The sequence below is a fragment of the Pediococcus sp. AC40 genome (assembly GCF_030252485.1).
GTDB lineage: Bacteria > Bacillota > Bacilli > Lactobacillales > Lactobacillaceae > Pediococcus > Pediococcus acidilactici.
The window spans coordinates 686120-707717 of record NZ_CP127012.1 but is presented as its reverse complement, the minus strand read 5'-3'; the positions used below and the strand labels follow the sequence as shown (position 1 = coordinate 707717).

14 protein-coding genes, 19 tRNA genes, 2 rRNA genes, 1 riboswitch and 1 other annotated feature are annotated in these 21598 nt (G+C 43.9%); of the genes, 6 read left to right on the top strand and 29 right to left on the bottom strand.

Annotated elements, in window-relative coordinates; translation table 11 throughout:
- Nucleotides 1-84: 84 nt before the first annotated feature.
- On the top strand, nucleotides 85-1794 hold the full coding sequence (locus tag NL111_RS03455) for an amidase family protein (protein ID WP_285110477.1): 1710 nt from the start codon (nucleotides 85-87) through the stop codon (nucleotides 1792-1794).
- Nucleotides 1795-1877: 83 nt separating this feature from the next.
- Here the strand turns inward: NL111_RS03455 and NL111_RS03450 are convergent, their stop codons facing one another.
- The 3 genes from NL111_RS03450 to NL111_RS03440 form a co-directional block, all read right to left on the bottom strand.
- Nucleotides 1878-2171, bottom strand: a complete 294-nt coding sequence (locus NL111_RS03450) for a hypothetical protein (protein WP_002830680.1) — start codon at nucleotides 2169-2171, stop codon at nucleotides 1878-1880.
- Nucleotides 2168-2452 carry a DUF2089 family protein gene (locus NL111_RS03445; RefSeq protein WP_002830678.1) on the bottom strand — a complete coding sequence of 95 codons (285 nt, stop codon included), beginning with the start codon at nucleotides 2450-2452 and terminating at the stop codon, nucleotides 2168-2170. Before NL111_RS03445 ends, NL111_RS03450 begins: the two co-directional genes overlap by 4 nt.
- 328 nt (nucleotides 2453-2780) lie before the next feature.
- Nucleotides 2781-3242, bottom strand: a complete 462-nt coding sequence (locus NL111_RS03440; RefSeq protein ID WP_002830677.1) for a universal stress protein — start codon at nucleotides 3240-3242, stop codon at nucleotides 2781-2783.
- 125 nt (nucleotides 3243-3367) lie between these two features.
- Between NL111_RS03440 and NL111_RS03435 the strand changes: the two genes are divergently transcribed.
- On the top strand, nucleotides 3368-4198 hold the full coding sequence (locus tag NL111_RS03435) for an NAD(P)H-hydrate dehydratase (RefSeq protein WP_002830676.1): 831 nt from the start codon (nucleotides 3368-3370) through the stop codon (nucleotides 4196-4198).
- A 106-nt stretch (nucleotides 4199-4304) separates the two neighbouring features.
- Here NL111_RS03435 and NL111_RS03430 read toward each other — a convergent pair whose 3' ends face one another.
- From NL111_RS03430 to leuS, 3 genes are all read right to left on the bottom strand, one after another.
- A complete protein-coding gene (locus NL111_RS03430; protein WP_285110476.1) occupies nucleotides 4305-5024 on the bottom strand; it encodes a pseudouridine synthase in 720 nt (239 codons plus the stop codon).
- A gap of 10 nt (nucleotides 5025-5034) precedes the next feature.
- On the bottom strand, nucleotides 5035-6717 hold the full coding sequence (locus tag NL111_RS03425) for a putative polysaccharide biosynthesis protein (RefSeq protein WP_002830674.1): 1683 nt from the start codon (nucleotides 6715-6717) through the stop codon (nucleotides 5035-5037).
- Nucleotides 6718-6972: 255 nt separating this feature from the next.
- Nucleotides 6973-9390 (bottom strand): leucine--tRNA ligase, encoded by a 2418-nt coding sequence (gene leuS, locus NL111_RS03420; RefSeq protein WP_128737157.1) that lies wholly within the window; start codon nucleotides 9388-9390, stop codon nucleotides 6973-6975.
- Between the two features lie 122 nt (nucleotides 9391-9512).
- Nucleotides 9513-9715 (bottom strand) — a binding site (T-box leader).
- Nucleotides 9716-9796: 81 nt separating this feature from the next.
- Here leuS and NL111_RS03415 point away from each other — a divergent pair.
- Together NL111_RS03415 and mnmM are read left to right on the top strand one after the other, a co-directional pair.
- A complete protein-coding gene (locus tag NL111_RS03415; RefSeq protein ID WP_285110475.1) occupies nucleotides 9797-10432 on the top strand; it encodes a phosphatase PAP2 family protein in 636 nt (211 codons plus the stop codon).
- Nucleotides 10425-10988 (top strand): tRNA 5-(aminomethyl)-2-thiouridylate-methyltransferase MnmM, encoded by a 564-nt coding sequence (mnmM, locus tag NL111_RS03410; RefSeq protein ID WP_004166859.1) that lies wholly within the window; start codon nucleotides 10425-10427, stop codon nucleotides 10986-10988. The genes NL111_RS03415 and mnmM overlap by 8 nt, the downstream gene beginning before the upstream one ends.
- A 78-nt stretch (nucleotides 10989-11066) precedes the next feature.
- Here the strand turns inward: mnmM and NL111_RS03405 are convergent, their stop codons facing one another.
- Nucleotides 11067-12536, bottom strand: a complete 1470-nt coding sequence (locus NL111_RS03405; RefSeq protein ID WP_002830670.1) for an MDR family MFS transporter — start codon at nucleotides 12534-12536, stop codon at nucleotides 11067-11069.
- A 175-nt stretch (nucleotides 12537-12711) separates the two neighbouring features.
- Nucleotides 12712-13902 (bottom strand): methionine adenosyltransferase, encoded by a 1191-nt coding sequence (metK, locus tag NL111_RS03400; RefSeq protein WP_002830669.1) that lies wholly within the window; start codon nucleotides 13900-13902, stop codon nucleotides 12712-12714.
- Nucleotides 13900-13979: riboswitch (SMK box riboswitch) on the bottom strand. It overlaps the preceding gene by 3 nt.
- 94 nt (nucleotides 13980-14073) lie before the next feature.
- Between metK and NL111_RS03395 the strand changes: the two genes are divergently transcribed.
- Together NL111_RS03395 and NL111_RS03390 are read left to right on the top strand one after the other, a co-directional pair.
- Complete coding sequence (locus NL111_RS03395) at nucleotides 14074-14805, top strand: hypothetical protein (protein ID WP_285110474.1); 732 nt, start codon at nucleotides 14074-14076, stop codon at nucleotides 14803-14805.
- A gap of 399 nt (nucleotides 14806-15204) precedes the next feature.
- Nucleotides 15205-16476 carry an ISL3 family transposase gene (locus NL111_RS03390; RefSeq protein WP_502929576.1) on the top strand — a complete coding sequence of 424 codons (1272 nt, stop codon included), beginning with the start codon at nucleotides 15205-15207 and terminating at the stop codon, nucleotides 16474-16476.
- A gap of 119 nt (nucleotides 16477-16595) precedes the next feature.
- Here the strand turns inward: NL111_RS03390 and NL111_RS03385 are convergent.
- From NL111_RS03385 to NL111_RS03285, 21 genes are all read right to left on the bottom strand, one after another.
- A tRNA-Asp gene (locus tag NL111_RS03385) sits at nucleotides 16596-16669 on the bottom strand.
- A 6-nt stretch (nucleotides 16670-16675) separates the two neighbouring features.
- Nucleotides 16676-16749: transfer RNA gene (locus tag NL111_RS03380), tRNA-Met, on the bottom strand.
- Between the two features lie 28 nt (nucleotides 16750-16777).
- Nucleotides 16778-16849, bottom strand: a tRNA-Glu gene (locus tag NL111_RS03375).
- A 20-nt stretch (nucleotides 16850-16869) separates the two neighbouring features.
- A tRNA-Ser gene (locus tag NL111_RS03370) sits at nucleotides 16870-16957 on the bottom strand.
- A 3-nt stretch (nucleotides 16958-16960) separates the two neighbouring features.
- Nucleotides 16961-17034: transfer RNA gene (locus tag NL111_RS03365), tRNA-Ile, on the bottom strand.
- Between the two features lie 8 nt (nucleotides 17035-17042).
- Nucleotides 17043-17113, bottom strand: a tRNA-Gly gene (locus NL111_RS03360).
- Between the two features lie 22 nt (nucleotides 17114-17135).
- A tRNA-Phe gene (locus NL111_RS03355) sits at nucleotides 17136-17208 on the bottom strand.
- A gap of 4 nt (nucleotides 17209-17212) precedes the next feature.
- Nucleotides 17213-17286 (bottom strand) — tRNA-Asp (locus NL111_RS03350).
- A 4-nt stretch (nucleotides 17287-17290) separates the two neighbouring features.
- Nucleotides 17291-17364 (bottom strand) — tRNA-Met (locus NL111_RS03345).
- Nucleotides 17365-17374: 10 nt separating this feature from the next.
- A tRNA-Ser gene (locus NL111_RS03340) sits at nucleotides 17375-17464 on the bottom strand.
- 47 nt (nucleotides 17465-17511) lie between these two features.
- A tRNA-Ile gene (locus NL111_RS03335) sits at nucleotides 17512-17585 on the bottom strand.
- A 20-nt stretch (nucleotides 17586-17605) separates the two neighbouring features.
- Nucleotides 17606-17679 (bottom strand) — tRNA-Met (locus NL111_RS03330).
- A 35-nt stretch (nucleotides 17680-17714) separates the two neighbouring features.
- Nucleotides 17715-17788 (bottom strand) — tRNA-Pro (locus NL111_RS03325).
- Between the two features lie 10 nt (nucleotides 17789-17798).
- Nucleotides 17799-17872: transfer RNA gene (locus tag NL111_RS03320), tRNA-Arg, on the bottom strand.
- Between the two features lie 8 nt (nucleotides 17873-17880).
- Nucleotides 17881-17966 (bottom strand) — tRNA-Leu (locus tag NL111_RS03315).
- Between the two features lie 31 nt (nucleotides 17967-17997).
- Nucleotides 17998-18069: transfer RNA gene (locus NL111_RS03310), tRNA-Gly, on the bottom strand.
- A gap of 10 nt (nucleotides 18070-18079) precedes the next feature.
- Nucleotides 18080-18152, bottom strand: a tRNA-Thr gene (locus tag NL111_RS03305).
- Nucleotides 18153-18208: 56 nt separating this feature from the next.
- Nucleotides 18209-18281, bottom strand: a tRNA-Lys gene (locus tag NL111_RS03300).
- A 7-nt stretch (nucleotides 18282-18288) separates the two neighbouring features.
- Nucleotides 18289-18361 (bottom strand) — tRNA-Val (locus NL111_RS03295).
- A 7-nt stretch (nucleotides 18362-18368) separates the two neighbouring features.
- Nucleotides 18369-18485, bottom strand: a 5S ribosomal RNA gene (rrf, locus tag NL111_RS03290).
- Nucleotides 18486-18580: 95 nt separating this feature from the next.
- Nucleotides 18581-21503: ribosomal RNA gene (locus tag NL111_RS03285) — 23S ribosomal RNA — on the bottom strand.
- Between the last annotated feature and the right edge of the window lie 95 nt (nucleotides 21504-21598).

Here is a 21598-nt window from a genome sequence, read left to right as displayed (position 1 = left end):
CTTAAATCTTTGTCCTCACTCAATTGTAAACGCTACCAAATATGATTATAATTTAGTTGTACTAAAATCAAAGGAGTAATCACCATGTCTAACCCACGCACCCGCTGGTACACTACCGTTAGCATAGTCGTTATGTTTCTGTTTTCCCTCACCGCCACTTCGGCCAAGGCCCAAGCCAACCCCGCCGATCTAGACGGTCAATCTGCCACCACCATTGCCAAACAACTCAAAAATCACCAATACGATGAGCAAGCGTTAATGCAGTATACATATCAAAAAATTAACCAGCAAAATCCCAGTCTCAACAACGTCATTTACCAAAATCCTTCCGACGCACTAAAACAACTGCAGTCCCTACAAAAAACTGATCGGCAACAGCCTTTTTACGGCGTCCCGCTTTTAATCAAGGGGCTGGGACAAGCATATCAAGGCTACCCCAACACCGATGGACTGCCTTTCTTAAAAAAGGAAACTTATCCCACTACCAAAGTATTCGTCAAAAAATTACAAAAAATGGGTTTCGTAATCCTTGGAGAAACCAACTATCCAGAAATGGGCTTAATTAACATCACCAATTCTAATTTAAACGGGGTCGCCCACAACCCGTGGAATTTACTATTTAATACCGGTGGTTCTTCCGGTGGTGCAACGGCAAGCGTAGCCGCTAACGAAGTTCCGATTGCGACTGGAAACGATGCCGGTGGCTCTCTACGAATTCCAGCTTCCTGGTCGGGTGTAATTGGTTTGAAACCCACTCAAGGATTGATCGTTGGTGACTCAACCACTCCTTCGGTCGTTAACTTCGCGGACACTCGGGATATCACTGATACCCAAACCCTTTTAAAGGGACTCACGAACCCCAAACAAGCCCAAATGTTACAAAAAGTTCCTAAGAATTTGAAAGATTTAACAATTGCCTACTCACTAAAATCTCCGGTAGGAACTCCGGTTAGTCAAGACGCTATCAATGCGGTACAACAATCGGTCAGCTTTTTACGGCAACAAGGATTTAAAGTCGTCCAAAAAGATAGTCCGGTTGACGGAGTAAAAATGATGCAGACCTACTATTTAGGCGCACTTGAAGACGGAGCCAACGCCAGTGAAAAATTAGGCCGACCACTGACTAGCCAAGACGTTAAGGATAAGCTCGTCAGTCCCATGACTTACGCCCTTTACGAAGCAAGCCAGAAAGCTCCTAAGTCCACCACCAATACTTTCATGAAGGAATTAGCTCTCGTTCATCGCCAAATGACCGCGTTCCACAAACAGTATCCAATTTACTTAACTCCGACAACGGCCACCACTGCACCACTGAATAGCGATCCAGCTTACCTTCCTAAGTACGTTGATCAAATGATGAATATTAAGGATCTGCCTTTCCAGCAACAAATGCAATTGATTTACGATTCCTGGCTCCATGGCTTAACTAAGACGCCGTTTACTCAATTAGCTAACCTTGCTGGGGAACCCGCACTCAGTTTGCCAACCTACGTGAGCCCGTCCGGTTTACCATTAGGTGTGCAGTTACAAGGCAGCCAAGGCAGTGATGCCACGTTGCTTGCAATTGGCAAGATTTTTGAAAAGGAACATCAATTTAAATTCTTAAACGCTAACTACCCAACTAGTGATGCGTCATCACAGCAAACCACCACTACTAAATCTTCCAATGCTAACTCACTGAAGCAGCTACCTCAAACCGATGAGACCTCAGTAGATTGGCCAATCTACGTGGGGCTGATTCTATTAGGGAGTGGGATTATGGTTGGTTACCGGATTTATCGTCCCCGTCGTTAAGTTGATTTTTAAAATTAAATGCAGAATCAATGTTCAAACTAATGCTTATGAATCAAGTGCTATCGCCCATAGCGCTTGATTTTTTATTTGCTATTTTTAGCTTTGATTTTGTCTAGCTCTTGTTTTGTCTTAGCCCTTGTTTCTTTGAATTGTTCGTCCCATATTTCCAGCAGTAGACTTTCGCCAACAATTATTATGATTAGAAATCCCCAAATATCTTTGGTACCAGCTGAAGTTAGATATTGATAAAACATAAATAATGCAAAAGCTATTGGTAAGATAGCCCCTAAATACTTTCTTTTAATATTTCTGCTTAAAATATACTGTGCAGCTACTATAAGCAACGGGATAATAACATCTAATGAATCTGAATTCATTTTTTTAATTCCTCTTCTCTTAACGCTAATATTTTTTCTGCAGCCTGTAATGATATTTCATCTTCAATAACTAAATTCATTATTTGTTCTTTGAAGCCTTTTTTATTCTCATTATCATCAAGTCTTTTTATCTTTTTTATTAACTGATCCGTTTTGGTTCGAATCGTTGGATACGAAACGTCGTAATAACGCGCCATTTTCTTTAATGAACCGGAACTTAAAATAAAAACTTTGATAAAAGCCAATTCTTCGTCACTTAAATTGCTAATCCATTTTTCCATAAAGCACGCCCCCTTTCACGACCATTTTAATCTCTATTTTAAAAAAGTTCAAATTTAGTTTAATAAAATTTAGTTTTAAATAAATAAAGTTAAACATCATATTGATTTTGGTTAATTAATTGCACTTTCCCTGGCTGCTTTAGTCTACTTAGCAATTAATCAAGATTTAATTTCTTACCAAAAAAACCACTTCAAGCAGGGTAAAAAAGCTACTTCCTAACTAATAAGATGCTGCAGGCTAGCATTTTACCGAAAAGGTTCTTATTTTTGACATACTAAAAAGCAGCGGCGGAAAATCGCTTTTCCATCCCCTGCTTTAATAATTTACTTAATTATTTTTTACAATGACCACGTCTGGTGCAGCATTTTCCACTACGTAGCTAGCAGTAGAACCCAAGATTACTTGAGCAACCGTGCCCATCCCCGTAGCACCTAACACAATCAAATCAACGTCATATTCTTTAGGTAGCGTGTAACTTAACATTGATTTAGGACTCCCCTGTTTAAAGACCACTTCAATGTCTTCTGCAGGCAACCCCTGTTGTTGGGCATCTTGCTTTAATTTTTCGAGGGTGGTTTTCCATTGATCTAACGTATCTTGTAAATCAATTCCTGTTTCAATAACGCCAAAGCCTAATGAAACACTTGCGGTGTTAGCAGGTTGCTTTTTCATCACACTTGCAATAATCAGTTTTGCATGGTTTGACTTAGCAATCTCCACCGCTCGATTAAATGCAGCCATTGATTCTGGAGAGCCATCGTAGCCGAATAAAATTTTCTTATAATCCATAATACACACCAACCTTTCAAAGTCTATTATACCAATTTAGCGCTTTCAGCATAGTTTTTTATTTGAGTTTTCCCGAATTATTTATTAAAGACTTTGCGTTATACTAAAACCACGAGGTGATCAAAATGCTTAAAATCAATCGACAAACTTTAAAAAGCCACTGGCCTGTGCGCCAAAAACAGAGCCATAAGGGCACTTATGGTCATTTATTATTAATTGCTGGAAACGCACAATACGGCGGGGCAGGAATTTTAGCCGCCTCCGCTGCCATTTACGCTGGGGGCGGTTTAGTAACCTTAGCAACCGCTAAAAATAATTTTACCGCGGTCCGCGCAACTTTAGCAGAAATCATGTTGATCGATTTTACCGACTTTGATCAACTTAGCCAATCCTTAGCAAACGCAACTGGTGTCGTGATTGGTCCTGGTTTGGGCACTGATTCTACTAGTCTGGCCGTCCTTAATTTTACCATGGCCCATATTGCCGAAGGAGTACCGTTAATAATTGACGGATCAGCAATCGATTTAGTAGCCCAACACGATTTGCGAGTTTCCCACCACCCGACAATTTACACGCCTCACCAAATGGAATGGCAACGCCTATCGGGAATTAAAATCGCGGACCAGTCGGTGGAGCGAAATCAAGCCGTGGTAGATCAATTAAACGCCACCGTCGTTTTAAAGCATTACCATACCGAAATTTACGCACCCGCCGCGCCGGTTGCCCAAATAATGGCTGGTAACCCCGGGATGGCAACTGGGGGCTCGGGCGATTCCTTAACCGGTATTTTACTTGCCTTAATTGCTCAAGCTAACTCGGTAAATGAAGGGGTTCGCTTGGGAACTTTCTTGCATAGTTATACGGCGGACCTCATTTACGAACATGAAGCAGTCGTGCTACCCCATCGGTTAATTCGCCGGCTACCTGCCGTTTTAAAACAGCTAAGCCAACCATAAGTTTTGCTAAATAAAAATACCAGTGGTCAGGAATCTCTAAGCGCACTTTCCAACAATTTTCTCAATTAGTTGGTTTTGCGTTTCGTACCTAACCACTGGTATTTTATTATTCTGTTTTTAATTTTTCAATTTCTTCATCGCTTAGTTCCCGATAGGTTCCCGGTAGCAAGCCTTCTTCTAACTGTAGCGGTCCAAAACTAATTCGTTTTAGGCTGACAACCCGTTCGCCAAGACTGCCAAACATCCGCCGCACCTGATGATACTTACCTTCCTTCAAGGTCACGTGAACGAGGGTTTGTTCATCCAGCGCGGAATAATTCAGGATGGTCAAGTCGGCCGGCTTTAATTGGGTACCGTCTTTCAAAACAATTCCGTCGGCAAACTGCTTAACTGCCGGATCGGTAATTTGGCCGGTCACCACGGCTTCGTACGTCTTTTGAACGTGCCGTTCGGGCGCTAACAGTTGGTGGGCTAAGGGGCCGTTGTTGGTAATCAATAATAACCCTTCGGTATCCTTATCAAGGCGGCCTACTGGGAAGAGATCCTTCCGAAAATCAACTTTATTAAATAAATCCATCACCGTCTTTTGCTTGCGGTCTTCCGTAGCGGTTACCACGCCAAGGGGTTTATTCATCATAAAGTAGAAGTACTGCTGATAAGTAATCACCTGTTCTCCCAAACGAACTTGGTCAACCGCGGGGTCAACCTTCACCCGCCCAGATTTGGCCACCACGTCATTAACAAAAACGGTCTTTTCCTTAATTAATTTCCGAATCTGACTTCGAGTACCTACATTCATATCGTGCAAAAACTTATCAACTCGCACAGGATCCCCCCTACTTAATTTTAAGCATTCTTCGTAAGCCCGCAGCACGTCCGCCGATAATTTCATCAGCTAAGCGACTTTTAAGGACACAGACTACGTAAAAGAGCCCGCCTAACGTAGCAGCCACTAAAATCACGATCAGTGCTTGAACCTTATTAGCCGGATTCATCACTAGATACAACCCGTTGGTCACTACAAACGCAATGAAAAAGGTTCCAAAAGAATAAGTAATAATTTTCCCGATAAAGCCATTGATCTTATCATAATCTAACCCGTATTCACGGTTAATATGGCGTAAGATTAACCAGTTAACTACGGCAAATCCAATTGCGGTCGAAATTAGCGAACCCACTGCCGAGAAAATGGCTACCATCGGAAATTGGAAAATAAATTTAACGATCATCCCCACCACAAAATACTTCACAGCTAGGACGTTTTCGCCAATCCCTTGCATCACGGCAGAAATTACCGTAAACAAGCCCAAGACGATTGCCACGTAGGAGTTGAACTGCAAAATTGCGGTACCCACGTCGCTGAGATGGTAAAACAAAGTGTAGGCCGGTTGGGCAACTGCTGCCATCCCTAAGGCGGACGGAATCATCAAAAAGGCAAATAGTAAAATTGAGTCCGCCACTTGTCGGCTAATTTCCGCCCGGTCCCCCCGGGTCTTGGCTTCCGATAAAATCGGCACTGACGTAACCGCTAGTGCAGATGCCAACGAAATTACAATCATTACTAATTTGTTAGCGTTAAAGGCGAAAATCGCAAACATGTTATTTAAAACGGTGGCCGAATAATCACTGACCGACCGCATAATCCGAAAGAAAGTGTATTGGTCAATCAACTGAAAAATTGTGATTGCTGAACCAATAATAATAAACGGAACTGCTTGCGCGATAATTTCTTTGTATAAACTAGTTGTCGATATCGCCAGGCCGTTCACACTATGTTGGGATAAATACCTTAGCCGCCTGCGATACTTAACAAAGTACCCAATCAACACCAGCAAACCGCCTAAGGCACCAATAAAGGCGGCAAACGTGGATTGGGCCACTCCATAAACCCAGTCACCATGGTTTTTGTACATAATTAAGTACGCAGTTACCAACATATAGGCCACCCGCGCTAGTTGCTCAATAAATTGAGAAACTGCCGACGGCCCCATTTCTTGGTATCCCTGGAAAAATCCCCGGGTTAAACTCATCGTGGGAATTACCAAAACGGCCCAAGCTAAGGCGTGGAGCACGGTAGTTACGTTTGGATCCCCGTCGTTTAAAAAGGGTGCTCCAAAGAACAAAATTGCCGCACAAACAACCCCCGTTCCTACCGATAGTAGTAACCCCCGCTTATACAAACGCTGACCTAACGCAAACTCGTTAATGGCGTTATAGTGGGCGACCTGTTTGGAAATTGCGGATGGGATTCCGGCAATTGCCGCGATCAAAAAGAAGCTATAGATATTATAGCCCTTGGTATACAGGGCGTTTGCTTGATCACTATAAACTCCAAACCAAATTACCCACGGGATAATATAAATCGCACCTAAAATTCGCGAAAAAATACTGCCCGCTGTCATCCAAGCCGACCCTTCCAGCATCTTAGCTTTGGAAGAAGAATTACCACTATTCTCCCTTAACGGTTGCGAGCCTAAATATTGTGATTCCGCGGTATCAAATTCAGATGGTTTATCCATTTTAAAACCTACTTTCACTAGTCAATCTACATTATTTTAATACACTTAGCGACCCCCGACAATTAAATTTCAAAGACAATTACCTTTTGAATAGGAATCCAAATTGATCATAGAATTGAAAATTATTTTTTCTTTAACCGTCAGACTTTTTAAAAAGACTTTTCAACTAAAAAGGGGTTAGAATCCACCCTGAATTCTAACCCCTAATTTAGTTTTTAACTACGTCGCGAATATAGCTTCGTTTCACACTAAACTTTATTTTACAACGATGTTAACGATCTTATTCGGGATGACGATCACCTTTTTGATGTCTTTTTCCGCAGTCCATTGTTGGATGCGTTCATCCGCTAAAGCAATTTTTTCTAATTCAGCTTGGTCAAGGTCCTTTTCAACCTCTACCTTACTCCGTACTTTTCCGTTAACTTGTAGAATCACTTGCACGGTGTCCTGCACTAACTTACTTTCATCATAAGTTGGCCATGCTTCGTAAGTGATGGTTTCTTCATGACCCATGATTTGCCAAATTTCTTCGGCAACGTGTGGAACGATTGGCGAGAGTAACTTCACAAGGCCTTCCATGTATACCATTGGTAATGCGTCCGCCTTGTACGCTTCGTTAACAAAGACCATCATTTGCGAAATGGCAGTGTTAAAGCGCATGTTTTCGTAGTCTTCCGTAACCTTCTTAACCGTTTGGTTGTAAATCAAGTCTAACTTGTGGTCGTTAATCATCGTGATCCGGTCTCGCAAATGATTATTGTCGTCAATCATTAGCCGCCAAACCCGCTCGATCCACTTCCGACTACCATTCAGGCCTTCTTCACTCCAAGCCACGGATTCGGTCAACGGACCCATGAACATTTCGTAGAGCCGGAGAGTATCTGCGCCAAACCGTTCTACGATGTCATCCGGGTTAACCACGTTACCTTTGGACTTAGACATTTTTTCATGGTTACTTCCCAAGATCATCCCTTGGTTGACTAGCTTTTGGAACGGTTCCTTAGTTGGCACTACTCCAAGATCATAAAGAACCTTATGCCAGAACCGAGCGTATAGCAAGTGAAGCACCGCGTGTTCTGCACCACCAACGTACAAGTCTACCGGTAACCATTCCTTGAGTAAATCTTCGTCGGCAATCTTGTTTTGGTTCTTAGGATCCACGTAGCGTAAGAAGTACCAGGAACTGCCTGCCCATTGTGGCATGGTGTTGGTTTCCCGCCGGCCTTTCCGTCCATTTTCGTCAACCACGTTCAACCAATCCTCTAAGTTAGCGAGTGGACTTTCACCCGTACCAGAAGGTTTGATATTGTCCGTAGCAGGTAACCGTAACGGAAGTTCATCTTCAGGAACCAGCGTAGTTTCGCCGTCTTCCCAATGAATTACCGGAATTGGTTCGCCCCAGTAGCGTTGGCGAGAGAAGACCCAGTCGCGCAACCGGTAGTTAACCTTTTTATGACCAGCTCCGTGTTCTTCTAACCAATCCAACATTTTATCAATAGCTTCTTGCTTGTTTAAACCATCTAAGAAACCAGAATTAATGTGTGGGCCATCGCCGGTATAAGCTTCTTCATCAAGGTTACCGCCGCCGATAACTGGCACAATGTCAATCTTGAACTTTCTAGCGAATTCGTAATCACGAGGATCATGAGCTGGAACCGCCATCACCGCTCCGGTACCGTATGAAGCCAATACGTAATCCGCAATCCAAATTGGAATTTTCTTGCCGTTAACGGGGTTAACTGCGTAACTACCAGTGAAGACTCCGGTCTTGTCCTTATTCAAATCGGTCCGTTCCAAGTCTGACTTAGTCGCGACCGCTTGCTTGTATTCTTCAACCGCTGCCTTGCTTTCAAGGGTGGTCAATTGGTCAACTAGCGGGTGTTCTGGCGAAATAACTAAGTACGTTGCCCCATACAAAGTGTCAGCACGGGTGGTAAAGATTTCGATCTTTTGGTCACTGTCTTCCACATCAAAGAAGACGCTGGCCCCAATCGAACGACCAATCCAATTCTTTTGCATTTCCTTAATGCTGTCAGGCCAATCTACTAAATCTAAGTCATCGATCAACCGGTCTGCGTAAGCAGTGATTTTTAAGATCCATTGTTTCATTGGCTTCCGGTAAACTGGGAACCCACCGCGTTCAGTCTTTCCGTTCACCACTTCTTCGTTAGCCACAACCGTACCACCCATTAAGTCGGGCGCCCAGTTAACCAACGTTTCTTTTTCGTAAGCCAACCCTTTTTTGTAGAGTTGTTCAAAAATCCATTGGGTCCACTTGTAATATTCGGGATCGGTCGTGTTAACTTCCCGTGACCAATCGTATGAAAAACCTAGGGACTGGATTTGACGTTTAAAGTTCTTAATATTGTGCGCAGTAAAGTCCTTCGGGTTGTTCCCCGTCTTCATTGCGTATTGTTCGGCAGGTAATCCAAAGGCATCCCACCCCATTGGATGTAATACCTTGTATCCTTGCATCCGCTTCATCCGGGACATAATATCTGTAGCAGTATAGCCTTCAGGATGGCCCACGTGCAGTCCTTGCCCAGATGGGTATGGGAACATATCTAAAGCATAGTACTTCGGCTTTTGTTCACTTTCAACCGTTTTAAAAGTCTCGTGTTTTTGCCAATAGCGTTGCCACTTAGGTTCAATTTCTTTATGATTGTAAGCCATATTTTCCTCCATTAATTATTTACTGGTTGCTTCCGGATTAATTTAACCGTGCTTGGTAGCCATTGCTAGATGAATTGGCGAATTTTTTAAAATAAAAAAGCCTAAAGACTCTCAAAAAGAATCTTTAGGACGAAAATTTCCGCGGTACCACCTAGTTTTGCTAACGCACACTCAAATCCATAACGCGGAACACGCCATCCCCTACTTAAAATTCAAGGACAGATTTACAAAGACGAGTTCACTAAAAGGTACTCCGGATTCACACCAACCATCCGTTCTCTGACAGTAATCTTTTAGTTACTACTTCTTTAACCAGTAATATTTAGATAGCATTATCATACCAGTAACCACCAACGATTACAACTAGATATGGTAAAATTAATCTTAATTGTTAAAGGAGAATGAAATGCGATTTAAAAAGTTTGGTTGGTTAATTTTAAACTGGTTACCCCTGCTAGGCCTGCTGACCTTAGTTATCTCGGTCAGCAACCGTTGGAATTGGGTACATACATACGACCGTTATCTACAAAAAATCATTCACGGCTGGCAAAGTCCGGGGCTAACCCCGCTGGTCAAAGTTTATACCCAATTGGGGAACGCAAAACCCTTCATTTTTATCAGCATCGTGATCTTAGGAATGCTGCTGTGGCGGGGATTCGACCGCTTAGCCGCCTTCTTCCTTGCAAACGTGGTGCTCGGCAACGCGATCAACCACCTGATTAAACTTTGGATTCAGCGTCCCCGCCCACATTTTCGTTTAATCACGATTGGGGGGTACAGTTTTCCCAGCGGGCATTCAGTGGCGGCAATGCTGCTATTTGGCAGTTTAATTTTCCTCACTACCCAAACGGTCCGCTCCCCTAAATGGCGGATTAGCTGGATCTTAACTTGCATAATTCTGATGCTCCTTCTGGGATTATCACGCGTCTACCTAAACGTCCATTATCCCAGCGACGTTACGGCTGGACTACTACTGGGTTTGGTAATCTTGCAAACCACCCACTGGATATTTTATCGAAAGAAGGAATCCCAACATGCTTGATAACGCAATGCAGTACAGCCACCGGTTGTTGGCAGAGGTAGTACAACCTGGTGACCACGTTGTTGACGCAACCATGGGCAACGGTCACGACACCCTTTTCTTGGCCAATTTAGTACAATCACAAGGACGAGTGTTCAGTTTTGACATCCAAGCAGCGGCCCTATCCGCGACGGAAGCACGGATAGAAAAGCAGTTGCCTGATCACCAACACGTGCAACTAATCCAGGACAGTCACGACCAATTGGCACAATACGTGGATACTCCGATTTCCGGTGCCGTTTTTAACCTCGGCTACCTGCCTGGTGGTGACAAGCAAATCATCACCCATTCGGCGTCTACCATTGCGGCAGTACAACAATGCCTGCGACTATTAAAGGTTGGCGGTCGGGTCGTTCTAGTTTGTTATTACGGCCATCCCGGAGGTGCCGCTGAATTAGCTAAATTGCTTGAGTTTACTGCAAATTTAGATCAACACCAATTTACCTGTTTACGCTACGAATTCATTAATCAAGTCCATCAACCGCCAATCCTATTGGCAATTGAACGTCGAAAATAATTCTTTATATAAAAATGGGAAAGTATCCCTTCTGCAACTTAATATCGTTGCTAGAAGTGGAGTACTTTCCCATTTTTGTTATTTATTTTTTTGCGTACGCGGCCGACTAAACGCATTAATTACGATTGCAACAATAATCAAAATGAAACCGCAAATGTAGATATTGTGTAACGCGCTGTATAAAATGTCGCGCAACGTCGGTAATAAATCAGCCGGTAGCTGTTTAGCAGTTTGTGGATTAATTACCTGATTCATCATCGTCATGTTAATCCGAGGATGGTGGGCAATGCCCATGTTGATCGTGCCGTTCATAATGATGCCAAATACGGACATCATGATGGTCTGACCCAACGTTTTTGCCAAGGTATTAAACGAGGTCGCCACCCCGATTCGATCCTTCGAAACTAGTTGCTGGGAGATTACCAAAGTCGATGTAATCGTAATCCCAAACCCTACTCCTAAAATGGCTGCGATAAAGAAGAAGGCAACGAACGGTGTCGAAGCAGGGATTACTGCTAATAAGAAGCTTCCGATTGCTAAGATAGTTAAGCTGATTCGCAAAATTTGGTTAGCCTTTAGTTTAACTAGCATCTTGCCAGCTAAAAAGGAACCAAAGATCCATAACACGGAGCTAGGCGTTACCGCAAATCCAGCTAACGAAGCGGGTAATCCCAAAATTCCCTGCGTCCAAGTTGGTAAATAGACTTCAAATCCGATCAACAATCCCGATACTAGCATGGTCGCAACGTTTTGAATAACAAACGTCCGGTCGTTGAACAAGTCGAGGAAAATAATCGGATCTTCCGCACGTCGTTCCTGCCGAATAAAGAGCGCGCCGGCCACCACGAAGATGATAAATGACAATCCCAAAATTAATTTAGAAGCGGTGCTTTCTCCTAACAACTGGAAGCCGTACATTAAGCCCAATAGTGACAACATTAGCCATACGCTGCCCCAATAGTCGATCTTTTTGCGGTGAACGCTAACTTCTTCTTTCAGGTAAAGCTGGATTAGGATAATTGTAATAATCCCAATTGGCACGTTAATAAAGAAAATCCAGTGCCAACTAAGGTTATCAACGATAAAGCCCCCTAATAGCGGAGCAATGATTGAGGCAATTCCCCAAGCAGAACCGTTAAGTCCCATTACCTTCGCGCGCTTTTCCAAAGAATAAATATCCGCGATAATCGTGTTGGAAACTGGCATGATTGAACCAGCTCCAATTCCCTGTAAAGCACGCCAAATAATTAACGTAGTCATCGAGTGAGCTAACCCACTTAACATTGAACCGATTAAAAAAATGATAATCCCAATTATAAAAACGCGTTTGCGTCCAAAAATATCAGATAATTTCCCGTAGATGGGGGTAAAAATTGCGTTCGTCAATAAGAAGATTGAAATTACCCAATTCATCAAATTAACTCCGTGCAAGTCCCCCACAATGGTTGGCATCGCGGTTGAAACGATCGTTCCTTCAATTGCCGACATAAAGGTGGCAACAAAAATCGCAACCGTGACCAACGCAACATTTGTTTGCTTTTTCTTCATCATAACCTCACGTTTAAAATGTTCATTTTTATTTATAGTAATAATATAAAACAAGGCTGGGAAAAATTCCCAGCCTCTCCACAAATTTTTGTGCATCCTTTTAAACGATTACTTTAAAGAAACGCCATTTTAAAGTCCGTGATGCACCGGGTTTTTTCCCGTTTAAATTATTGATTTATTTTTGGAAAAATGCTTTTAACTCAGCAACCTTATCAGTCTTTTCCCATGGAAGATCCACATCGGTCCGCCCAAAATGACCGTAAGCAGCCGTTTGTTTGTAAATTGGCCGTTTTAAGTCAAGCATTTCAATAATGCCGGCTGGACGAAGGTCGAAGATTTGCCGTACTGCCTTAGTAAGGGCTTCTTCAGAAACTTTACCAGTTCCAAACGTGTCCACCATTACTGAAACAGGTTCAGCAACCCCGATAGCGTAAGCAATTTGAACTTCCGCCTTCTTAGCTAAGCCAGCTGCCACAATATTTTTAGCAATGTAACGAGCAGCGTAACTTGCAGAACGGTCTACCTTGGTTGCGTCCTTTCCAGAGAAAGCGCCCCCGCCATGGTGAGCTGCCCCACCATAGGTATCAACGATGATTTTACGACCGGTTAATCCTGCGTCTCCTTGGGGACCACCAATTACGAAGCGACCGGTAGGGTTAATGTAGAAGTTAGTCTTTTCATCGAGCAGTTCAGCTGGAATAACTTCCTTAATAACTTTTTCGATAACGTCTTTGCGAATTTGCTCTAAAGTTACGTCAGGATCGTGTTGGGTACTTAACACAACCGTGTCAACCCGCACTGGTTGATCATTGTCGTCGTATTCAACGGTAACTTCGGCCTTGGCATCGGGACGAAGATAACTAATGACCTGTTCTTTACGTAACTTAGCAATCCGTTGCATCAAATGATGGCTAAGCATGATTGGCAACGGCATTAATTCCTTAGTTTCGTCAGTAGCGTAACCAAACATGAGTCCTTGGTCACCAGCACCAATCCGGTTAAGCCGGTCTTCGTGTCCTTCGCGTGTTTCAAGCGAATCGTCCACCCCTTGGGCAATATCTGGCGATTGTTCATCAATGGCAACGATTACCGCACAGTTTTCGCCGTCAAAGCCATATTCGCCACCAACGTAGCCAATGTCCTTAATCGTTTTCCGAACGACCTTTTGGATATCAATGTAAGCAGTCGTGGAGATTTCACCAACCACCACTACCAAACCCGTGGTTACGGTCGTTTCACAAGCAACCCGAGCATCTGGATCATTTTTCAATAGTTCGTCTAAAATTGCATCACTAATTTGATCCGCAATTTTATCTGGATGTCCTTCAGAAACGGATTCTGAAGTAAATAAATGTCTTTCTGACATGTTAATTCCCCCTAAATTAATTTCGGTTACAAGGATCTTTTGGATATCGAATCCTATCGGGAACACTAGTAACTTATTAAGTTTAGCATAATCGTTCTTTCTTTTAAAGTTAGGTTGACGCTTCATCTAGTTTTGGATACGATTGAACACAGAGAAGATAAGGAGTTTTTCATGAATAAGATAAAAATACCTAAAATTAATTATCACGTTGACCGGAAAAGCTATTTACCAGCGATTTTGGCGGTTATCCTAACCAGCACCATTTGGTATTTTAGCGGTCACTTTAGTTCGGAGCCTTTCAAACATAATTTAACGGTCCAAATCATCTTTTTCTTAGCAAGCTTTATGGCTAATTTCATTACTTTTGACCAATTAACGAATAAAACCAATTTGCGACTAATTGCTCCACTGGCCGTAATTCCAGTTGTGTTCTTTATCATTTTGTTAGTCAGTAAGGAACGTTACGTTTCTCTTCTAGGATTGCTAACTTTGGTGCCGTTTATCTCCGTTTTTTTACCTTTTCAAGGCAAAAACGGCGTAGGACTAATTAGTTTTGCGTTTAGCATTAGCGTTTTAAGTCCGATTGCCTTTTTCTATATTCGTAACGCATTTGTTAGCAGCATGTTTTTGAAGACTTGCTTATTATTGTGCTTAGTTTTTTTGATGATTCTATTCTCCGTTTTCGTGGCGCATCCCGAGCAGTTTATCTATCTAGAAATTGGACTTCTGGTGGTCATCGCCATTTTCAGCTTGGTACTATTTAAACAATGGAGCGCGGTACTTTACCCAATGATTGGAATATTGGGTTGGTATCTTCCCCGAGTTAAGCTTCCCCGCAATTTTATTTTGCTAGTTTTAATCATTTTAATCTGTGTCACCTTTTTATTTACAGCCGGTCATTAATTAATTAGCCATTAGTAATCAGTATTCTGGTTGCTAATGGTTTTTTATTGTTTAAAATATCTTGCTTATGTGAAAGGCTCACCTTCCTATATAAAGTATTGCAACGTGCACCTATATAAAGTATTGCAACGTGCAATCGATAGATATAGTAAAGCAACTGGGATTAATCGCCGTGTTTTCGATTATTAATCCTAGTTTTGCCAATTTAGACAGCTTACCTGGTTCTTCCATATCTCACTTGGAACTTTTGGTTCTACAATATCTGTTGTTGGTAATAGAATTATCTATTGCTGATGACAGATTTTTTGTATGCTTAGGTATATAAAAAAACGGACACTCACTGTCCGTTCAGAAAAAATCAACCACGACGAAGATTTTCAGAAAGAAGTGAATGTCCTTATGTGTAATGATACTACTAAGCTTTTGTTAGGTATAGATGATAATCATATAAAAATTAAAAATGGTGCTCGAAAATGTGATGGAGTTATTCGCTTGGAAGGCACTTTAGATTACAAGCCGATGGCTTGTCCCAAATGTGGCATTATGAATAATGGACAGATTATTAGGTATGGGTGGCGGTTGACCACCGTTCGCTTTGCTAAAGCTCTTGGAAATGATACCGTCTTGAAGTTAAAGCGCAGATACTTTCGCTGTAAAGAATGCCAAACTAATTTTCTAGCACAAACCAGTCTAGTTCCCAAGCACTGCACAATTTCTAATCCAACCCGTAAAGCTTGCCTAGAAAAACTTGCTGAACCAGTGTCTTTAAAACATATTGCTAATGAACTTTCGACATCCGACTCCTTTGTTGGACGTCAACTATTACGAGCTGAACGCGATTTTAAGCCAAATTTTCACTGGCTTCCAGAAGTAATCTTGATGGATGAAATCAAAAGTACTAAAACCGCTACTGATGCCATGAGCTTTGAATTCATGGACGCCAAAACTCATAAATTAATTGATATTCTTCCTTTTCGGACTATCCAACGACTAGAAAAACACTTTAAACGTTATGATCTAGCGGCCAGGGAAAATGTCAGAATCATTGTCACAGATATGAACTATACATACCCAAAGTTGACTAGAACTATCTTTCCAAATGCGATTGTCGTCGTAGATAAGTTCCATATCGTCAACGCCCTTAATCGGGCGTTTAATAAGACTAGAGTTCGCATAATGAAAAAATTTGCCCCATCTTCCCGTGAATTTAAAGCACTTAAACGCTATTGGAAATTATTGCTAGTGCCTCATGAACAGTTAGATTTTGAACAATTTCATAAATGGACTTATTTCCCTTACTGGGTCACCGCCAAAGATATTGTAGATCGGCTGTTAAATCTTGATCCCGCTCTCAATCAAACTTACAACGTCTTAAATAAACTTCAAGCTGCACTTAAACACAAAGATTGGAACAATTACAATGCCGCCTTTTGGAACACCGAAGGTTGTTCTGAAGAAATGCTTAGTACGCTTAAAATGCTTCAAACTCATCATGATGAAATCCATAATACCTTCATTACACAACACTCAAATGGACCTTTAGAAGGATTAAATAATAAAATCAAAGCTATTAAAAGAGCTGGCTTTGGCTACCGAAGTTTTTTTAAGTTTAGGATTAGAGTACTTTACGTTTTCCGCATACATACTAAAAAAGCCCTAATCACCAAGTGATTAGAACTTTCAAAATTTAGTTTACCAACAACAGTTGACGAAGAGCCGAACTTTTCTACAACACAAAAAAACCATCCGTTTAATAAACGAATGGCATTTGCTTAAGTCTCTTTCAAAGACGGTCCTAACGAGACTCGAACTCGTGATCTCCTGCGTGACAGGCAGGCGTCCTAACCAACTAGACCATAGGACCAATTAATTGCGGGAGCAGGATTTGAACCTACGACCTTCGGGTTATGAGCCCGACGAGCTACCAGACTGCTCCATCCCGCGATAATATTAATATAAATATGACAAAAAATGACCCGTACGGGATTCGAACCCATGTTACTGCCGTGAAAGGGCAGTGTCTTAACCACTTGACCAACGGGTCATACTTATAATAAGAACTAACGGAGAAGGAGGGATTCGAACCCTCGCGCCGCTTGCGCGACCTACACCCTTAGCAGGGGCGCCTCTTCAGCCACTTGAGTACTTCTCCAAATGGGCCTAAATGGACTCGAACCATCGACCTCACGCTTATCAGGCGTGCGCTCTAACCAGCTGAGCTATAGGCCCATACTTAAAGCGGGTGACGAGAATCGAACTCGCGACAACAGCTTGGAAGGCTGTGGTTTTACCACTAAACTACACCCGCAAAATAATTATCAAATTTTCAATGGCGCGGGACAGAATCGAACTGCCGACACATGGAGCTTCAATCCATTGCTCTACCGACTGAGCTACCGAGCCATTACGGTCCTAACGAGACTCGAACTCGTGATCTCCTGCGTGACAGGCAGGCGTCCTAACCAACTAGACCATAGGACCATAATTGCGGGAGCAGGATTTGAACCTACGACCTTCGGGTTATGAGCCCGACGAGCTACCAGACTGCTCCATCCCGCGATAATTAAAAAGGAGGATGAGAGATTCGAACTCTCGCGTGGTTTGACCCACCTGACGGTTTTCAAGACCGTTCCCTTCAGCCAGACTTGGGTAATCCTCCATAATACAAATATACGTTTCACTGCCCTTACTAACAAAAATGCTAGATGGACCTTGTAGGACTCGAACCTACGACCGAACGGTTATGAGCCGTTTGCTCTAACCAACTGAGCTAAAGGTCCAAGTTCGTATATTAACCCTATCGCGGCGGAGGGGATCGAACCCCCGACCTCCCGGGTATGAACCGGACGCTCTAGCCAGCTGAGCTACACCGCGATCTATTTAATTAATAAATGTTTATCAACATTTAATCGGGAAGACAGGATTCGAACCTGCGACCCCCTGGTCCCAAACCAGGTGCTCTACCAAGCTGAGCTACTTCCCGTTTAAAACAATGCACCCAGTAGGAGTCGAACCTACAACCTTCTGATTCGTAGTCAGACACTCTATCCAGTTGCGCTATGGGTGCAATACAAATGCCGAGGACCGGGATCGAACCGGTACGGTCATCACTGACCGCAGGATTTTAAGTCCTGTGCGTCTGCCAATTCCGCCACCCCGGCATTTTATAAAAGTAGTAAATACTTACTACGAAGCGGAAGACGGGATTCGAACCCGCGACCCCCACCATGGCAAGGTGATGTTCTACCACTGAACTACTTCCGCATGATCGATATGCCGACTAGAGGATTCGAACCTCCGACCCTCTGTTTACAAGACAGATGCTCTGCCAACTGAGCTAAGTCGGCATTACCTTTATATAATGCCATATATTCAATTATATGTCACAGCACTTTTAGTGCTATGAGCCGTGACAGGCTCGAACTGTCGACCCTCTGATTAAAAGTCAGATGCTCTACCAACTGAGCTAACGGCTCAAGATAATGGAGGATACAGGGCTCGAACCTGTGACCTCCTGCTTGTAAGGCAGATGCTCTCCCAACTGAGCTAATCCTCCATAATTAGCACGGCAACGTCCTACCCTCGCAGGGGGCGATCCCCCAACTACTCTTGGCGTTAAGAAGCTTGACTTCTGTGTTCGACATGGGAACAGGTATATCCTTCTCACTATCGTCACCACACTCTGTGCTAACTTACGTTATCACTTGAGAAAACTTTTGTCCTCTCAAAACTGAATAATATCTACATTTCTTTCGAGTTACTTGCCACGTTTTACTTGGTTAAGTCCTCGACCGATTAGTACTAGTCCGCTCCATGTATCGCTACACTTCCACTTCTAGCCTATCTACCTGATCATCTCTCAGGGGTCTTACTTGCCCGAAGGCAATGGGAAATCTCATCTTGAGGCGAGTTTCACACTTAGATGCTTTCAGCGTTTATCTCATCCACACATAGCTACCCAGCGATGCTCCTGGCGGAACAACTGGTACACCAGCGGTGTGTCCATCCCGGTCCTCTCGTACTAAGGACAGCTCCTCTCAAATTTCCTACGCCCGCGACGGATAGGGACCGAACTGTCTCACGACGTTCTGAACCCAGCTCGCGTACCGCTTTAATGGGCGAACAGCCCAACCCTTGGGACCGACTACAGCCCCAGGATGCGATGAGCCGACATCGAGGTGCCAAACCTCCCCGTCGATGTGAACTCTTGGGGGAGATAAGCCTGTTATCCCCAGGGTAGCTTTTATCCGTTGAGCGATGGCCCCTCCATACGGAACCACCGGATCACTAAGCCCGACTTTCGTCCCTGCTCGACCTGTCTGTCTCGCAGTCAAGCTCCCTTCTGCCTTTACACTCTGCGAATGATTTCCAACCATTCTGAGGGAACCTTTGGGCGCCTCCGTTACCTTTTAGGAGGCGACCGCCCCAGTCAAACTGCCCACCAGACACTGTCTCCCGCCACGATTAGTGGCGCGGGTTAGAGGGTTCATACAACGAGGGTAGTATCCCACTTGCGCCTCCTCCGAAACTAGCGTTCCGGATTCTACGGCTCCTACCTATCCTGTACAAGCTGTACAAACACTCAATATCAAGTTACAGTAAAGCTCCATGGGGTCTTTCCGTCCTGTCGCGGGTAACCCGCATCTTCACGGGTATTATAATTTCACCGAGTCTCTCGTTGAGACAGTGCCCAGATCGTTACGCCTTTCGTGCGGGTCGGAACTTACCCGACAAGGAATTTCGCTACCTTAGGACCGTTATAGTTACGGCCGCCGTTTACTGGGGCTTCAGTTCAAAGCTTCGCTTACGCTAACTCATCCCCTTAACCTTCCAGCACCGGGCAGGCGTCAGCCCCTATACGTCATCTTACGATTTTGCAGAAACCTGTGTTTTTGATAAACAGTCGCCTGGGCCTTTTCACTGCGGCTGATCTTGCGATCAGCACCCCTTCTCCCGAAGTTACGGGGTCATTTTGCCGAGTTCCTTAACGAGAGTTCTCTCGCTCACCTTAGGATACTCTCCTCGACTACCTGTGTCGGTTTGCGGTACGGGTAGTTAAACTCTAACTAGAAGCTTTTCTCGGCAGCGTGACGTCAGGAACTTCGTTACTTAAATTTCACTCCCCATCACCGCTTGTCCTTAAGAAATCAAGCATTTGACTCGACTTCAGACTTACGGCTTGGACACCCACTTCCAATCGGGTGCATTCCTTAGCCTCCTGCGTCCCTCCATTGTTCAAACAAGTTTAACTAGTACAGGAATCTCAACCTGTTATCCATCGCCTACGCCTCTCGGCCTCGGCTTAGGTCCCGACTAACCCTGGGAGGACGAGCCTTCCCCAGGAAACCTTAGTCATACGGTGGATAGGATTCTCACCTATCTTTCGCTACTCATACCGGCATTCTCACTTCTAAGCGCTCCAACAGTCCTCACGGTCTGCCTTCGTCGCCCTTAGAACGCTCTCCTATCACGCCACCTAATGGTGGCATCCACAGTCTCGGTAATATGTTTAAGCCCCGGTACATTTTCGGCGCAGGATCACTCGACTAGTGAGCTATTACGCACTCTTTAAATGGTGGCTGCTTCTGAGCCAACATCCTAGTTGTCTATGCAACTCCACATCCTTTTCCACTTAACATATATTTAGGGACCTTAACTGGTGGTCTGGGCTGTTCCCCTTTCGACGATGGATCTTATCACTCACCGTCTGACTCCCGGACATAAATCGATGGCATTCGGAGTTTATCTGAATTCGGTAACCCATGACGGGCCCCTAGTCCAAACAGTGGCTCTACCTCCACGATCCTAATTCCGAGGCTAGCCCTAAAGCTATTTCGGAGAGAACCAGCTATCTCCAAGTTCGTTTGGAATTTCACCGCTACCCACACCTCATCTCAGCACTTTTCAACGTACACGAGTTCGGTCCTCCAGTGCGTTTTACCGCACCTTCAACCTGGACATGGGTAGGTCACTTGGTTTCGGGTCTACATCCGCATACTAATTCGCCCTCTTCAGACTCGCTTTCGCTTCGGCTCCGTCTCTTCAACTTAACCTGGCATACGAACGTAACTCGCCGGTTCATTCTACAAAAGGCACGCCATCACCCATTAACGGGCTCTGACTTCTTGTAGGCACATGGTTTCAAGAACTATTTCACTCCCCTTCCGGGGTGCTTTTCACCTTTCCCTCACGGTACTGGTTCACTATCGGTCACTAGGTAGTATTTAGCCTTGGGAGATGGTCCTCCCGGATTCCGACGGAATTTCACGTGCTCCGCCGTACTCAGGATCCTGAACTGAGGGAGTTTGATTTAACTTACGGGGCTGTCACCCTCTCTGGCTGGCCTTCCCAGGCCCTTCAGCTATCAAGCTCTTTGGTAACTCAAATGTTCAGTCCTACAACCCCAAGAAGCAAGCTTCTTGGTTTGGGCTGTTCCCGTTTCGCTCGCCGCTACTCAGGGAATCGAATTTTCTTTCTGTTCCTGTGGGTACTGAGATGTTTCAGTTCCCCACGTTTACCTTCACACATCCTATGAATTCAGATGCGGATAATAGTCGATTAAAACTATTGGGTTGCCCCATTCGGAAATCCCCGGATCAAAGCTTACTTACAGCTCCCCGAGGCATATCGGTGTTAGTCCCGTCCTTCATCGGCTCCTAGTACCAAGGCATCCACCATGCGCCCTTCCTAACTTAACCTAACTTTACCTACGGTAAAGCGATTAATTGAGTATTGCGATTATTTTGAACTAATCTTGTTTAACTCTTTAAAATTACGCGGTTTTCTCTCGGTT